Source organism: Rhizobium centroccidentale (genome assembly GCF_030182565.1).
Classification (GTDB): Bacteria; Pseudomonadota; Alphaproteobacteria; order Rhizobiales; family Rhizobiaceae; genus Rhizobium.
On record NZ_JAQJCG010000019.1, the window covers coordinates 46,461 to 59,253 of the forward strand.

The 12,793-nt window shown below is 61.4% G+C and carries 16 protein-coding genes; 1 reads left to right on the forward strand and 15 read right to left on the reverse strand.

Annotated features, from left to right (window positions below; all coding sequences use genetic code 11):
* Position 1: 1 nt before the first annotated feature.
* From PH562_RS22595 to phnG, 13 genes are all read right to left on the reverse strand, one after another.
* Positions 2-688, reverse strand: coding sequence for a DUF1045 domain-containing protein (locus tag PH562_RS22595; RefSeq protein ID WP_285175769.1), 687 nt, complete (start codon positions 686-688; stop codon positions 2-4).
* A 189-nt stretch (positions 689-877) separates the two neighbouring features.
* The gene (phnE, locus tag PH562_RS22600; protein ID WP_285175772.1) at positions 878-2,224 is read right to left on the reverse strand and encodes a phosphonate ABC transporter, permease protein PhnE; all 1,347 of its coding nucleotides are present in this window, start codon (positions 2,222-2,224) and stop codon (positions 878-880) included.
* 8 nt (positions 2,225-2,232) lie between these two features.
* Entirely contained in the window at positions 2,233-3,213 is a 981-nt protein-coding gene (phnE, locus tag PH562_RS22605) for a phosphonate ABC transporter, permease protein PhnE (protein ID WP_285175773.1), read from the reverse strand.
* An 82-nt stretch (positions 3,214-3,295) separates the two neighbouring features.
* A complete protein-coding gene (gene phnD / locus PH562_RS22610; protein WP_113233665.1) occupies positions 3,296-4,207 on the reverse strand; it encodes a phosphonate ABC transporter substrate-binding protein in 912 nt (303 codons plus the stop codon).
* 95 nt (positions 4,208-4,302) lie between these two features.
* Entirely contained in the window at positions 4,303-5,157 is an 855-nt protein-coding gene (gene phnC / locus PH562_RS22615) for a phosphonate ABC transporter ATP-binding protein (RefSeq protein WP_113233666.1), read from the reverse strand.
* Positions 5,158-5,381: 224 nt separating this feature from the next.
* Positions 5,382-5,936: a pyridoxamine 5'-phosphate oxidase family protein gene (locus tag PH562_RS22620; protein WP_285175776.1), complete on the reverse strand. Its 555-nt coding sequence runs from the start codon at positions 5,934-5,936 to the stop codon at positions 5,382-5,384.
* 93 nt (positions 5,937-6,029) lie between these two features.
* Positions 6,030-6,647 (reverse strand): DapH/DapD/GlmU-related protein, encoded by a 618-nt coding sequence (locus PH562_RS22625; protein WP_113233668.1) that lies wholly within the window; start codon positions 6,645-6,647, stop codon positions 6,030-6,032.
* Positions 6,644-7,351 carry a phosphonate C-P lyase system protein PhnL gene (gene phnL / locus PH562_RS22630; RefSeq protein ID WP_168810980.1) on the reverse strand — a complete coding sequence of 236 codons (708 nt, stop codon included), beginning with the start codon at positions 7,349-7,351 and terminating at the stop codon, positions 6,644-6,646. Before phnL ends, PH562_RS22625 begins: the two co-directional genes overlap by 4 nt.
* Before the next feature lie 9 nt (positions 7,352-7,360).
* Entirely contained in the window at positions 7,361-8,137 is a 777-nt protein-coding gene (phnK, locus tag PH562_RS22635) for a phosphonate C-P lyase system protein PhnK (protein ID WP_169643982.1), read from the reverse strand.
* A complete protein-coding gene (locus PH562_RS22640) occupies positions 8,134-9,015 on the reverse strand; it encodes an alpha-D-ribose 1-methylphosphonate 5-phosphate C-P-lyase PhnJ (RefSeq protein ID WP_285175780.1) in 882 nt (293 codons plus the stop codon). Before PH562_RS22640 ends, phnK begins: the two co-directional genes overlap by 4 nt.
* Complete coding sequence (locus PH562_RS22645; RefSeq protein WP_285175782.1) at positions 9,012-10,121, reverse strand: carbon-phosphorus lyase complex subunit; 1,110 nt, start codon at positions 10,119-10,121, stop codon at positions 9,012-9,014. The genes PH562_RS22640 and PH562_RS22645 overlap by 4 nt, the downstream gene beginning before the upstream one ends.
* 3 nt (positions 10,122-10,124) lie before the next feature.
* Positions 10,125-10,751 carry a phosphonate C-P lyase system protein PhnH gene (gene phnH / locus PH562_RS22650; RefSeq protein ID WP_285175784.1) on the reverse strand — a complete coding sequence of 209 codons (627 nt, stop codon included), beginning with the start codon at positions 10,749-10,751 and terminating at the stop codon, positions 10,125-10,127.
* Positions 10,751-11,227 (reverse strand): phosphonate C-P lyase system protein PhnG, encoded by a 477-nt coding sequence (gene phnG / locus PH562_RS22655; protein ID WP_113333855.1) that lies wholly within the window; start codon positions 11,225-11,227, stop codon positions 10,751-10,753. Before phnG ends, phnH begins: the two co-directional genes overlap by 1 nt.
* Positions 11,228-11,328: 101 nt before the next feature.
* Between phnG and phnF the strand changes: the two genes are divergently transcribed.
* Positions 11,329-12,063, forward strand: a complete 735-nt coding sequence (gene phnF, locus PH562_RS22660; RefSeq protein WP_285175792.1) for a phosphonate metabolism transcriptional regulator PhnF — start codon at positions 11,329-11,331, stop codon at positions 12,061-12,063.
* A gap of 7 nt (positions 12,064-12,070) precedes the next feature.
* Here phnF and PH562_RS22665 read toward each other — a convergent pair whose 3' ends face one another.
* Positions 12,071-12,367 (reverse strand): type II toxin-antitoxin system RelE/ParE family toxin, encoded by a 297-nt coding sequence (locus tag PH562_RS22665; RefSeq protein WP_285175794.1) that lies wholly within the window; start codon positions 12,365-12,367, stop codon positions 12,071-12,073.
* Positions 12,364-12,654, reverse strand: a complete 291-nt coding sequence (locus tag PH562_RS22670) for a CopG family ribbon-helix-helix protein (protein ID WP_285175796.1) — start codon at positions 12,652-12,654, stop codon at positions 12,364-12,366. Before PH562_RS22670 ends, PH562_RS22665 begins: the two co-directional genes overlap by 4 nt.
* Between the last annotated feature and the right edge of the window lie 139 nt (positions 12,655-12,793).

The following is a 12,793-nucleotide window of genomic DNA, read 5'->3' on the forward strand; positions in this document are numbered from 1 at the left end:
ATTAGGCGCCGGCAAGCGGCAGCCAGGAACGGACGGTAAAGGGAGCGCCACGCTGTTCTTCGATAAAGACGGCGAGGCCGGAAACGTCGAGCGGTTTGCCGTTATGGTCGGCGAAGCGCTCGCGCAGAACGTCGTGCATCTCGGCCTGGCGCTCGGCCGGAACGCGCCCAGTCAGCGTCATGTGGAAACGGAACTCGTGATTGACGTAAGGATAGCCCCAGCGCAACAAATTGGCGCGCTGCGGCTCGGTGAGACCCTCCGGCTTACGCCGGGCAATGTCATGCTCCGAAAGCGGTGCGCGGAACGGCTCGAAGGTTTTCACCACACGGGAGGCAAAATCCTGCAGCGGCTGATGGAGCGAGCCGGGAACGAGCGCGAAGAAATGGCCGAGCTGGCCAAGCACCAGTTCCGGAATGGTGAAAGCATTGGTCTGCGAGGCGAATTCGGCAGCGACTTCGAGGAGATCGCGCTCGGTCACCGAGGAGGCAAGCTCGAACGGCGCCTTCAGCGTGGCATGAAAGCCATAGCGGCGAGGATCGGCCGTCAGCTCGGCATGGCCTTCCGGCAATGGACCCATTGCCTTGTCGGAAAAGATCTCATTCGAAAATGCATCGCGGCCAAGCCAGCGGGCGGCGAGAGATGTCAACGGATCATCTTTGGGCGGCGTGAAATAAAGAGCATAGCGCAAGGCTGCATTCCTTGGAAAAATCGGCTGCGCGAGACACTGTTGGGTGATTTGCTTCAAATCGCAAGAGCAGCAAGGCAGCAACGTTCCGAATCCGGCTAAAGCCAGCCTGACCACTGCGGTCTTGCCGGCCTGCGCTACCGGATTCCCGTGACAGAATGATGATGCGGAACGATTTTTTTCCCGTTCTTTTTATTTCGTTCTCGCGCCCATCAGCCGCGAGCGCAGGGCGTTGGATGCTGCGTCGAACAGGAAGACAACGATGAGGATCAACAGCACCATATAGGCGACGTTTTCCCAGTTGGAATTGGTGCGCATCGCTTCCCAAAGTTTGAGGCCGATGCCGCCCGCGCCGACGGCGCCGATGATGGTCGCGCCGCGCACGTTGGATTCCCACTGGTAGAGCGTCTGGCTGACGATGACGGGCACGATCTGTGGCATGATGCCGTAGCGATGCACGAGAACGGTCGGCGAACCGGTGGATTTCACGCCCTCGCGCGGCTTGTTGTCGATGTTCTCGAGGCCCTCGGAATAGAGCTTGCCAAGCGTGCCCGTCTCGGTGAGGAAGATCGCGCCGCTGCCCGCGAGCGGGCCGGGGCCGAAGGCGCGGGTCAGGAACAGCGCCCAGATCAGCATGTCCACCGAGCGCAGGAAATCGAAGAAGCGCTTAAGGATCTGGTTGACGAGGCGGCTCGGCGTGATGTTGCGAGCCGCAAGGAAAGCGAGCGGGAAGGCCGCGAGCGAGCCCAGCAGCGTGCCAAGGAAGGCCATGACGATGGTCTGGAACAGCTTGGTCCAGACGTCGCCATGCTGCCATGCGCCATTGTTCCAGATATTGTCGAAGGCCAGCGAGAGATTGGACTGAGCAGGATCGAGCCGCGGCCCTGAAACGATCAGGCTGATGACTTCGCTCGCCGGCTTGTCGAAGAAGGGCGAATGCGTATCGAAGACGAAGTTGGCCCAGCCGATGAACCGCTTGCGGATCTTCACGCGGTCGGTGGAAATGCTGGCATCGCCTGCAAAGCCGAGATTGACGAGAATATTGTCGTCATAGACCGTCATCCAACTGGGAACGGGTTCGGAGCCGACGATTTTCGGCACATTGCCGGCAATATCGATCGGAATTGTGATGCCATGCGCCGTCACGATGGCCTGCGTCTTGGTGACGGTTACCGTGCGGCTCGTGCCGCTGACTGAAACGGTCATGCTGCCATCGGAGTTGGTCTTCACCCAGTCCGGGTTCGGATTATCGCCCAGGGGTGAAAAGCGCGGATATTTGATGCTGATCTTGTCTCCAGAGATGCGGAATTCCGGCTGCACGTCATAGCTCACCCATTCGCTGAGGTAGATGCCGACGCGTTCCCAATGCGCTTCCGAAATGACCTTCGGCAGGTCGAAGAACCACACGGCATAGATGCCGTAGAGGATGACGCCGATGAAGATCATCAGCGCGCCGAAGCGCTGGCGGAAGGACCGGTGAAGCACTTCCGGGTAACGCGCTTCGATTTCCTGCATGCGGCCGGCGTCGATGACGGACATGGTCAACCTCAATGCTGCAAAAGGAAGGCATGCTCGCCGACGAGGCGGCGGCGGAGCCATGCGGAAAACTGATCGACGGCGATGATCGTCAGGAAGAGAAGCAGCACCAGCGCCAATGTCTTGGCGCCAAAGCCGCGCGAAATCGCAAGTTTCAGCTCCTCGCCGATGCCGCCGCCGCCAACGGCGCCGATGATGGTCGAGGCGCGAACGTTGATCTCCAGACGCAGCAGTGCGTAGGACATGAAGTTCGGCAGCACCTGCGGCAGAGCGGCGAAGCGAACGCGTTCCGTCCAGCTGGCACCGACGGCACGCATGCCCTCGTCGGGTTTCATGTCGATATTCTCGACGACTTCATAGAAGAGCTTGCCGAGTGCGCCGATCGTATGCAGGCCGACGGCGATGATGGCGGCGATCGGGCCGATCGACAGGATTGCCGAAAACAGTCCGGCGATGACGATTTCCGGAAAGGCCCGCAGGAATTCCATGATGCGCTTGGTCACCAGCCGGATCGGATTGGACGGCGACATGTTGCGCGCAGCGAAGAAGCTCAAAGGCACGGCAAAGACGAAGCCGATGATGGTCGATACCAGTGCCACGTTGATCGTGATGATCATCAGCTCGAAATATTCGGGGATGTAGAAATCGCCCCAGACATAGACGCGGCCGAGGGGGAAATTGAATTCCTCGCCGCCGGCGCCATTGGCCCCATTCGGGCTCGGCAGGTCGAAGAGCGCACGGTAGACGTCGGCCCAGTCCTTGGGAATAAGCCAGCTCAGGAAATCGAAGAGATGCGGCAGGCGGTCGAAGAAATGCCCGGCGTTGTTCTCGTCGGCAAAGCGCACCGAGCTGACGAAGGCGACGAGCAGGATCGCGAGACCGATGCCGGTGTAGAGACGGCGTTTGGCCACCATCTTGCTCCAGGCGTCGCCGATCTCCCTGGCGCTTTGCGGCGCGCTCGGCATGTTCGGATGCGTATCGGCGATCGTCATGAAATTCAGCCCTGTGAATGGCAAAGGGGTGTGAATAGCAAAAGGGCGGCCGTTGCCGGCCGCCCCATTTTGGGGATACGGATCAGCCGCCGATGGCAGCCTTACGAACGTCGATAACGGCGTTGTAGAAATCCGGGGTTACCTTGACGTAGCCCTTGAAGTCGCCGCCTTCGACGGCGTTGAAGCACTTGGCGTCGGTGGTCGGCAGCTTCAGGAAGAAGTCGGCCAGCTTGGTCTGCCATTCGGTGCCGAGAGCGTTGCGAACGACGAGCGGACCGTTCGGGATCAGCGGCGAACGCCAGACTTCGACGAGCTTGTTCGGGTCTACGGCACCCTTGTCGACTTCCTTGCGGAAGGTGCCGGAGGTGAAGCCGTCCTTGAAATCGCCAACGCCCGAGGAATCGTCGACAGCAACGTCGACCTTGCCGTCATAGGCAGCGAGCAGGTTGTTCTCATGGCCGCCGTTGAACTGGGTCGAGCCGAAGAACTTGTCGTTCGGCACGCCGGTGGTCTTCGGAATCTGCGTCAGCGGAACGAGGTAGCCCGAGGTGGAGTCCGGATCGGCGTAGCCGAGCTTCTTGCCCTTGGCGTCCATGATGGTCTTGATGCCGGAGGATTTGAGGGCGAGGCCGATCGAATAGTAGCCGGTGGAACCGTCGGTCTGCTGCGTGGTCAGGATCGGGGTAACGGCCTTCGGGTCCTTGATGGCGACGGCTGCGTAGCCGGAGGCGCCGAGTTCTGCGAAGTCGAGCGTGCCGCCGAGCAGGCCCTGGATAACGCCGTTATAGTCGGCGGCCGGGAACAGCGAAACCTTCTCGAAACCGAATTCCTTCTTCAGGTGGTCGGAAAGGCAGGCGTAGTTGCGCAGGCGGTCGGCTTCGTTTTCGCCGCCGAGAATGCCGACGCGGAATTCCTTGAGATCTGCGGCGTTAGCCGCAGCGCCGGCTGCGAGCGCAACGAGCGCCGTAGCGGCAAAGAGTGCTTTCTTCAACATGGGTTCGTCTCCTGATTAACCGGTGTCCCCGGATGTCTTCGGTCTGATAGAAGAAATGCGCCCTTGACGCGGGCCTTCGATCCCGGCCGTCCCTCTCAGAGACCGGCCAGTGCCAGCGGTTGCGGGCCGGCAGATTCAGTCGCCGCGGCTTGTGCGGCCGGTTCGGCGATGTTGATGGAGGTCGACGTCATGGTCTCGTCGATGCCGGCGCCGTCCTTGTCGGTGCCATAGATTTCCTTGACGGCGGCTGCCGTCAGATCGGTCGGCTTGCCGTCGAAGACGACCTTGCCGGCGGCCATGCCGACGATGCGTTCGCAATAGTTGCGCGCAGTATCCAGCGTATGCAGGTTCGTGATGACGGTGATGCCTTCGCGCTCGTTGATATCCCGCAGCGCATCCATGACGATCTTGGCGTTCAGCGGATCGAGAGAGGCGATCGGCTCGTCGGCCAGCATCATCTTCGGCTGCTGCATCAGGGCGCGGCAGATGGCGACGCGCTGCTGCTGGCCACCGGAAAGCGTGCCGGCCATCTGCAGGGCCGTCTGCTCAATGCCGAGGCGCTCGAGTGCCGCGATGGCTTCAATGCGTTCCTCGCGGGAAAAGACGGACAGCAGGCTCAGAACCGTCGAACGATGGTTGAGGCGGCCGAGCATGACGTTGGTGAGCACGTCGAGGCGCGGCACAAGGTTGAACTGCTGGAAGATCATGGCGCAATCGCGCTGCCAGCTGCGCAGTGCACGACCGGTCAGCTTGGAGACTTCGGTCCCAGAGAAATGAATGGAGCCGGAACTCGGATCGGCCAGACGGTTGATCATGCGCAGCAGCGTAGACTTCCCAGCGCCGGAACGGCCGATGACGCCGACCATCTGTCCTTGCGGTATGTCCAAAGTCACGGAATCGACAGCGAGCTTGTTTCCAAACCGGCGCGAGACATTCCTGAGTTCGAACATAGTGCTTCCCTTTCGCGGCTGCCGGGCTACAGAAATTTCAGCGGTACCGGTGCTAAGAATGGGCGCATGCCCCTGCCTCGAACGGAGTTTCGACGGGGCTGGCGCCAACCACAAGGCAACCGATTAGTCCCGCTTCATGAAGCTCCGATGTCAGTTTTATGTAACTGCTGTTACAATTCCCGTCGTTTTCGCAAGATTAGCCGGCTGAGGGCTTTCTGTTAAATTTAGCCGTCAAACATGCCGGTCGGCAGGCCGTCCATGCTGAAGCTATTCTTCTCGCGCCGGTATTCCTCAATGCCATCAGGACCCTTGGCTTTCGCCCATTGGTCCAGGCTCGGCCGCTCGCCTTCATAGGAAAAGAGCGGTACGCCGAAGCCGCAGGATGTCTGCACGAGATCGAAGTCCAGCCATACGATCTGTCGTGCGCCGAGCGGCTCCTCGCCCGCATAGTGATCGTGCAGCAATTCACGATATTCGGGCGACGATCGATGGATGATCCGGCCGCGGCCGTAGAGGCGCAGGATCATCGGCGGTCCTTCGACCGCGCAGAACATGATCGTCAATCGGCCATCGGCCTTCATGTGAGCCGATGTTTCGTTGCCGCTGCCTGTGCGGTCGAGATAAATGGCGGTATTCGGTGAGATGATGCGCAGGCACAGCGTTTCGCGGGGCGAAACATTGACACGGGAATTTGCCGTCGCCGATGCCGTGAAGAAGATGTGCTGCCGCGCGATGAAATCGCGCAGTCTGTCGTCGATGCTGGAAAATTGCTTTGCCATGGAAACTCCTCCCGATCCTGTTCTTGCAAGGATCATCTGAAAGCTGGATCGCTCGTCAACGCCTTGCAAGCTTGGTTTTGGCGGAAACGGTTCTCAGGCGGCGTAGCGATCCAAAAAATCTTCCGCGGACAGGGCGCGGAAATCGGCAAGTGCCGTGCGAAGGCGGTCGTGGTCCCAATTCCACCATGAGAGCTTGTCCATGCGTGCGCCGACCTCGGGCGTGAAACGCTCGCGGATCAGCTTGGCCGGCACGCCGCCGACGATTGAATAGGGTGCGACATCCTTTGAAACAACCGCACCCGCGCCAATTACGGCGCCATTGCCGACCGTGACACCCGGCAGGATGGTGGCGCCGTGGCCGATCCAGACGTCATGGCCGATGACGACCCGGTTGTCGCGCCGCCAGGTGAAGAAATCGGTCTCCATATCGGCGTCGGGCCAATAATCGGCGGCGCGATAGGTAAAATGGTGCAGCGTCGCGCGCCATGTCGGATGGTTGGTTGCATTGATGCGCACGGCGGCGGCAATGTTCACGAACTTGCCGATCGTCGCGCACCAGACCGCGCCATCCTGCATGATGTAGGAGTAGTCGCCGATCTCTGCTTCGTCGATGCGGCAGCGGTCGGAGACCTCGGTATAGCGGCCGAGGGTCGAATTGTTGACGCTCGCCGAGGGGCTGATGAAGGGCGTTTCGCCCAATTTGCGGCTCATGCGGCGGCCTTCCGCGGCGAGAACTGCGAGACGTCGAGAATGCGGCTGCCGACGGCCTCGCGCACTTCCTCATCGTGGAAGATACCCAGCAGTGCGACGCCGGCTTCCTTCTTCTGCTCGATCATGTCGACGACGACGGCCCGGTTACGGGCGTCGAGCGATGCCGTTGGCTCGTCGAGCAGCAGGATGGCGTGGTCGGTAATGAAGCCGCGGGCGATATTGACCCGCTGCTGCTCGCCGCCGGAGAAGGTGGCGGGCGGCAATTGCCAGAGTTCCTGGGGCAGGTTCAGCTGTGCCAGCAGTTCCGCGGCCCTGTCACGGGCGTCGGCTATTGCCACGCCACGGGCCATCAGCGGCTCGGCAACGACATCAAGCGCGGGAACGCGCGGGACGGTGCGCAGGAACTGGCTGACATAGCCCATGGTCTGTCGGCGGACATCGAGCACGGTGCGCGGATCGGCGGTGGCGAGATCGACGATCTTGCTTCTGTGCGAGATCAGGATCTGGCCGCCATCGACGGCATAGTTGCCGTAGATCATTTTCAGGAGCGAGCTTTTCCCGATGCCGGATGGTCCGCCGAGGACGACGCATTCGCCCGCGGCGACGGAGAAGGAGACATCGGCGACGACAGGCAGGCGAATGCCGTCGCGCAGATGCATGGTGAAGCTCTTGAAGACTTCGGAAACGACGAGTGGAGTTGCCATGTTTCTTCCTCAGACCTGCAGGATCGAAGAGACCAGCAGTTGGGTGTAGGGTTCGCGCGGATCGTCGAGCACGCGGTCGGTGAGACCGTGCTCGATCACCTGGCCGTCCTTCATCACCATCATGCGATGCGATAGAAGACGGGCAACCGCGAGATCGTGCGTGACGATGATCGCCGAAAGGCCGAGATCGTTGACGAGGCCGCGTACGAGGTCGAGCAGGCGGGCCTGCACGGACACGTCGAGGCCGCCGGTGGGCTCGTCCATGAAGACGAGGCGGGGGCCGGTCACCAGATTGCGGGCAATCTGAAGGCGCTGGCGCATTCCGCCGGAGAAGGCGCGCGGCTGGTCGTCGATGCGGTCGGCATCGATTTCCACCCGCTCCAGCCAGTCGATGGCGGTGTTGCGGATATTGCCGTAGTGGCGGTTGCCGATCGCCATCAGCCGCTCGCCGACATTGGCGCCGGCGGAAACCGTCATGCGCAGGCCATCGGCCGGGTTCTGGTGCACGAAGCCCCAGTCGGTGCGCATCAGGAAGCGGCGCTCGGCCTCGTTCATGCGGAACAGATCGCGATAGGTCTCGTCGCGCATGTGGTATTCGACGCTGCCCGTCGTCGGCAGCAGCCGCGTCGAGATGCAGTTGAGCAGCGTCGTCTTGCCGGAACCGGATTCGCCGACGATAGCCAGCACTTCGCCTGGCCAGAGCTCGAAGGACACATCGCGGCAACCGATGCGGCTGCCGTAGAACTTCGAGACGTCCTTGACCTTGAGAAGGGGTAAGTCACTCATTCGGCAGCCTCCTGGTTGGGTGCCAGCATCGTGCCGATATGGCCGTGGGCACGACGGTCCTCGCAGAAATCGGTATCGGAGCAGACGAACATGCGACCGCCCTTGTCGTCGAGGATCACCTCGTCGAGATAGACCTGCTCCGCCCCGCAAAGCGCGCAGGGCTTGTCGAAGCGCTGCACTTCGAAGGGATGGTCCTCGAAATCCAGGCTGACGACTTCGGTATAGGGCGGCACGGCATAGATGCGCTTTTCACGGCCGGCGCCGAACAATTGCAGCGCGTCCGAACGGTGCATTTTCGGATTGTCGAACTTCGGCGTCGGCGAAGGGTCCATGACGTAGCGGCCGGCGACCTTGACCGGATAGGCATAGGTTGTCGCGATGCGGCCGTTGCGGGCGATGTCCTCATAGAGCTTCACATGCATGAGGCCGTATTCTTCGAGCGCATGCATCTTGCGCGTCTCGGTTTCGCGCGGCTCCAGGAAGCGCAACGGTTCCGGGATTGGCACCTGGTAAACCAGCACCTGGTTGGAGCCGAGCTTGGCCTCCGGAATGCGGTGGCGCGTCTGGATGATGGTCGCCTCTTCCGTGCGGGTGGTCACGGCGACATTCGCCACCTTCTGGAAGAAGGCGCGGATGGAAACGGCGTTGGTCGTGTCGTCGGCACCTTGGTCGATCACCTTCAGCACGTCCTGCGGGCCGATGATCGCGGCCGTCAGCTGCACGCCGCCGGTACCCCAACCGTAAGGCATCGGCATTTCGCGCGAGGCGAAGGGAACCTGATAGCCGGGAATGGCGATGGCCTTCAGGATAGCACGACGGATCATCCGCTTGGTCTGCTCGTCGAGATAGGCGAAGTTGTAGGTGGCGAGTTCGGTCATTCGGCTGCCTCCGTCATGGGGTCCATGCCGCGATCGCGAGCGGCCTCGAAGTCGCGGCGCATGCGCCGCACCAGGTCGAGTTCGGCCTGGAAGTCGACATAGTGCGGCAGCTTCAGATGTTCGACGAAGCCGGTCGCCTGCACGTTGTCGGAGTGGGAGATGACGAATTCCTCGTCCTGAGCTGGCGCAACGATGTCTTCGCCGAGCTCCTCGGCACGTAGCGCGCGGTCGACCAGCGACATCGCCATCGCCTTGCGCTCGCTCTGGCCGAAGACCAGGCCGTAGCCGCGAGTGAACTGCGGCGGCGCCTTGGCCGAGCCCATGAACTGGTTGACCATCTGGCACTCGGTCACCTGGATGCGGCCAAGCGAGACGGCAAAGCCGAGTTCCGGCACCTCGAATTCAACTTCCACTTCGCCGATGCGGATTTCGCCGGTGAAGGGGTGGGTGCGGCCGTAGCCGCGCTGCGTCGAATAGCCGAGCGCCAGCAGGAAGCCCTCGTCGCCGCGGGCAAGCGCCTGCAGGCGAAGGTCGCGGGTCATCGGGAATTCCAGGGGCTCGCGCGTCAGGTCGCCGATCTCGTGATCGACCGGCATGGTGCCGTCGCCTTCGATCAAGCCTTCCTGGCCGAGGATTTCCGAGACGCGCATGACGCGGCCGTCTTCGGCAGGGCGCTGCATCGGCTCGTCGACAGGTTCGTCGGTCAAAAGGCTCGGGTCGAGCAGGCGGTGCGTGTAGTCGAAGGTCGGGCCGAGAAGCTGACCGCCGGGCAGATCCTTGTAGGTCGCCGAGATGCGGCGCTCGATCTTCATGACAGCCGTGTCAAGCGGCTGGGAATAGCCGAAGCGCGGTAGCGTGGTGCGGTAGGCTCTGAGCAGGAAGATCGCTTCGATCATGTCGCCACGCGCCTGGCGAACGGCAAGTGCGGCGAGCGTCCGGTCATAAAGCGAGGCTTCGGCCATCACCCGGTCGACGGCGAGTGCGAGCTGCGCCACGATCTGGTCGACACCGACGGCTGGCAGCGAGCGGTCGCCACGACGGCGGTCGGCCAGCAGCCGGTGAGCATTGGCGATGGCGGTTTCGCCACCCTTAACGGCAACATACATATGTCACAACTCCGTCGCGGTGATCTTGGTGGTGCGCGGCAGGCAGAGGAATTGCCGGCCCGCCGTCAGGATGAGATCGACGCCGCGCGGGAAAAGCGCGCGATTGTCGTTCCAGATGCGCAGCAGCGCATCCGGCAGTCCGATTGGGGCGATCATGGTCACATCCTTGATGCCGGGGCCTGAAAGCGCCAGTTGCTTGCCGCCCTCCAGGCTTACGATTTCCAGAATGATCGTTGTCGACCGATCGGGATATTCCTGGGTGCCAATGCCGAACTGGCTGAAGGAGGAAAGCGCCATGCCGGCTTCGAGAAAGGCAAAATGTGCCTCCAGCCGCTCCGATATGATCGGTGCGCCAGTATGGAATGCCAGCCATTCCGGCAGGCTCGATCGCACGAGGCTATTGGAGAGCCAGACCGGCGTGTCATGATCGCAAAGGGTCAGGCTGATGGCGCCGGCGGCGATGCCGAGTGGAGCGGGCGGCGCAACGTCAGCCTCAACGGTCTGCAGGGTGCCCGGACGTGCCATGGCGTCCATTGTCATCTTGAAGACACTCTGGGCATCGAAAACCGGATCGATGAAGCCGCCGGTCAGGGCTTCGTTGCCGAAGGTCGGGGTGCTGGAAAGGCTCATCAATCTTCTCCGCGAACCATGGTGAAGAAATCGACGCGAGTTGCTGCCGTCTCTTCGGCGCGCTTGCGGTCATATTCGGCGATACGCTCGGTAACCGGCTGCAGAAGAGCCTTTTCGACGAAATCCTTCGTGGCCGATTGCTGCCACAGTGCATCGAAGATGGCCGAAAGCCGGGCCTTTTCCCGATCCGTGCCAAGCGCGTGCGCATGGCCGATTGTGTTGGATGCCAGCCGGACGGTAGCGCGCGTCACCGTGACTTCGCCGAGGTTGAAGGGGGAACCGCCGCCGCCGATGCGGCCGCGCACCATGACGAGCCCGGTCTCGGGCCCACGCACCGGCTGTACCGTCGGCTTGCTCGGCAATGCTTCCCAGGCCGCCTCTAGCTCGTCGCGTTCTGCCTGCGCCAAGAGATCGGCGACGCGCTTGCGTTCCCGACGCTCTTGTGCCGCCGCTTCCTGCCTTTGTGCTGAATTCATCGCGCCTTCCTCTAAATGTCTATTGATATAGACAACCATACAAGATAGTCTTATATCTATTAGCGAGTCGTGACAAGCGTGTGACAGGGCGAGTAGGCGAAATGGCGGGGCAGAAGATTCAGAGGCAGACGGGCGTGGCGCTCTGGCGGCAGATTGCCGATCGCATTCGCACCTCGATCAATCACGGCGACTTCGACGAGACGGGCATGGTGCCGCCGGAAACGACGCTGGCGCTGCAGTTCGGCGTCAACCGGCATACAATCCGGAGCGCGCTGGCAGCGTTGGCGCAGGAGGGGATCGTCCGGGCCGTGCAGGGGCGGGGAACGCTCATCGAGCGCAAGGAGCGGCTGAGTTTTCCGATTTCAAGGCGCACGCGATTTTCGCAAGGGATCGGCGATCAGGTGCGTGAGACCCGCAGCGTACTGCTTGCATCAGGTGAAGAGGCCGCCAGCACCGAATTGGCCAGGCAGCTGAAGATCAGGACCGGCACGCCGCTGATAAGGCTCGAAACGCTGGGTCAGGCGGATCATCGGCCTGTCTCGCGCGCCACCAGCTGGTTTCCGGCGGATCGTTTCGGCGATATTGCGGAGGTCTATCGGACAACCGGTTCGATCACCAAGGCATTCAAGGAGCTTGGCGTACCCGATTACGTCCGCGTCGTCACCGAGATCACCGCGACGCATGCCGACGAAGGCGATCTTGCCGATCTACAGCTATCCCCGGGCGCCATTGTTCTCGTCGCCCAGGCGCTGAACGCGGATCTCGACAATGTCCCGGTGCAATATTCGATTTCCCGCTTCGCCGCCGACAGGGTGCGCTTCACTGTCGAGAATTAAGGCCGAGCTACGAAGTCGGCTGAAAATCGTTTGGCGGCCATTGCTGTGCGGCATGCAGGAGGCGAATTATGCGCACCGTCTCGGCGGCGACGTCATAAACCAACAAATAGTTTCTATGCACGATAAGTTCTCGCGTCCCGGACACGCGGCCGGGTCGGCCCGTCATTGGATGGGTGATGAGCTGTTTCGACCGTTTGGCGAAGAGCTCGTCCAGCGCGATTGCCGCAGAGGCATTCTCGGCCTCGATGTAAATATAGATGGCGCGTCGATCAGCTCTTGCTTCGGGAGTCCAGGCAAGTTTCACGAAGAACGCCCGCTGAGTTTGCGGCGTGTTTCTTCTCGTAGCGCAGCGAATTCAGCGTCTATGTTGTCGTCAGGAATGAGATTGCCGGCGTTGGCTGAAGCAAGACCGGCCTGCACCCGCTGGCGAAACCACATGTCATAGTCAGCGGCATCCTGCTGGCGCCGTACATAATCGCGCATGAAAGCCCGGAGCAACTGCGCACCGGTTTGATCATGCGCTTTCGCAGCCTCGCTGAAAGCTGCTTTCAGCTCTTCTTCAACTCGAAAGGTAAATGTCGCGTCCGTCATATCCAGCCTTTGTGTTACGCACGTAGTACAATGTAACACATTCCGGTAAGGCTGCCACCGCTTATATCGCATATCGCCTGCTGGGCATGCGGAGTGAAGACGCGCTCTCTATCAATCAAGATTATGTAGTTTCATACGA

What these genes read in the sequence shown, in the direction of transcription:
- phnE (WP_285175772.1), bottom strand. Translation starts at nt 2,224, where the DNA reads ATGTCCGTCATCGACGCCGGCCGCATGCAGGAAATCGAAGCGCGTTAC.
- phnE (WP_285175773.1), bottom strand. Translation starts at nt 3,213, where the DNA reads ATGACGATCGCCGATACGCATCCGAACATGCCGAGCGCGCCGCAAAGC.
- phnD (WP_113233665.1), bottom strand. Translation starts at nt 4,207, where the DNA reads ATGTTGAAGAAAGCACTCTTTGCCGCTACGGCGCTCGTTGCGCTCGCA.
- phnC (WP_113233666.1), bottom strand. Translation starts at nt 5,157, where the DNA reads ATGTTCGAACTCAGGAATGTCTCGCGCCGGTTTGGAAACAAGCTCGCT.
- PH562_RS22620 (WP_285175776.1), bottom strand. Translation starts at nt 5,936, where the DNA reads ATGGCAAAGCAATTTTCCAGCATCGACGACAGACTGCGCGATTTCATC.
- PH562_RS22625 (WP_113233668.1), bottom strand. Translation starts at nt 6,647, where the DNA reads ATGAGCCGCAAATTGGGCGAAACGCCCTTCATCAGCCCCTCGGCGAGC.
- phnL (WP_168810980.1), bottom strand. Translation starts at nt 7,351, where the DNA reads ATGGCAACTCCACTCGTCGTTTCCGAAGTCTTCAAGAGCTTCACCATG.
- phnK (WP_169643982.1), bottom strand. Translation starts at nt 8,137, where the DNA reads ATGAGTGACTTACCCCTTCTCAAGGTCAAGGACGTCTCGAAGTTCTAC.
- PH562_RS22640 (WP_285175780.1), bottom strand. Translation starts at nt 9,015, where the DNA reads ATGACCGAACTCGCCACCTACAACTTCGCCTATCTCGACGAGCAGACC.
- PH562_RS22645 (WP_285175782.1), bottom strand. Translation starts at nt 10,121, where the DNA reads ATGTATGTTGCCGTTAAGGGTGGCGAAACCGCCATCGCCAATGCTCAC.
- phnH (WP_285175784.1), bottom strand. Translation starts at nt 10,751, where the DNA reads ATGAGCCTTTCCAGCACCCCGACCTTCGGCAACGAAGCCCTGACCGGC.
- phnG (WP_113333855.1), bottom strand. Translation starts at nt 11,227, where the DNA reads ATGAATTCAGCACAAAGGCAGGAAGCGGCGGCACAAGAGCGTCGGGAA.
- phnF (WP_285175792.1), top strand. Translation starts at nt 11,329, where the DNA reads ATGGCGGGGCAGAAGATTCAGAGGCAGACGGGCGTGGCGCTCTGGCGG.
- PH562_RS22670 (WP_285175796.1), bottom strand. Translation starts at nt 12,654, where the DNA reads ATGACGGACGCGACATTTACCTTTCGAGTTGAAGAAGAGCTGAAAGCA.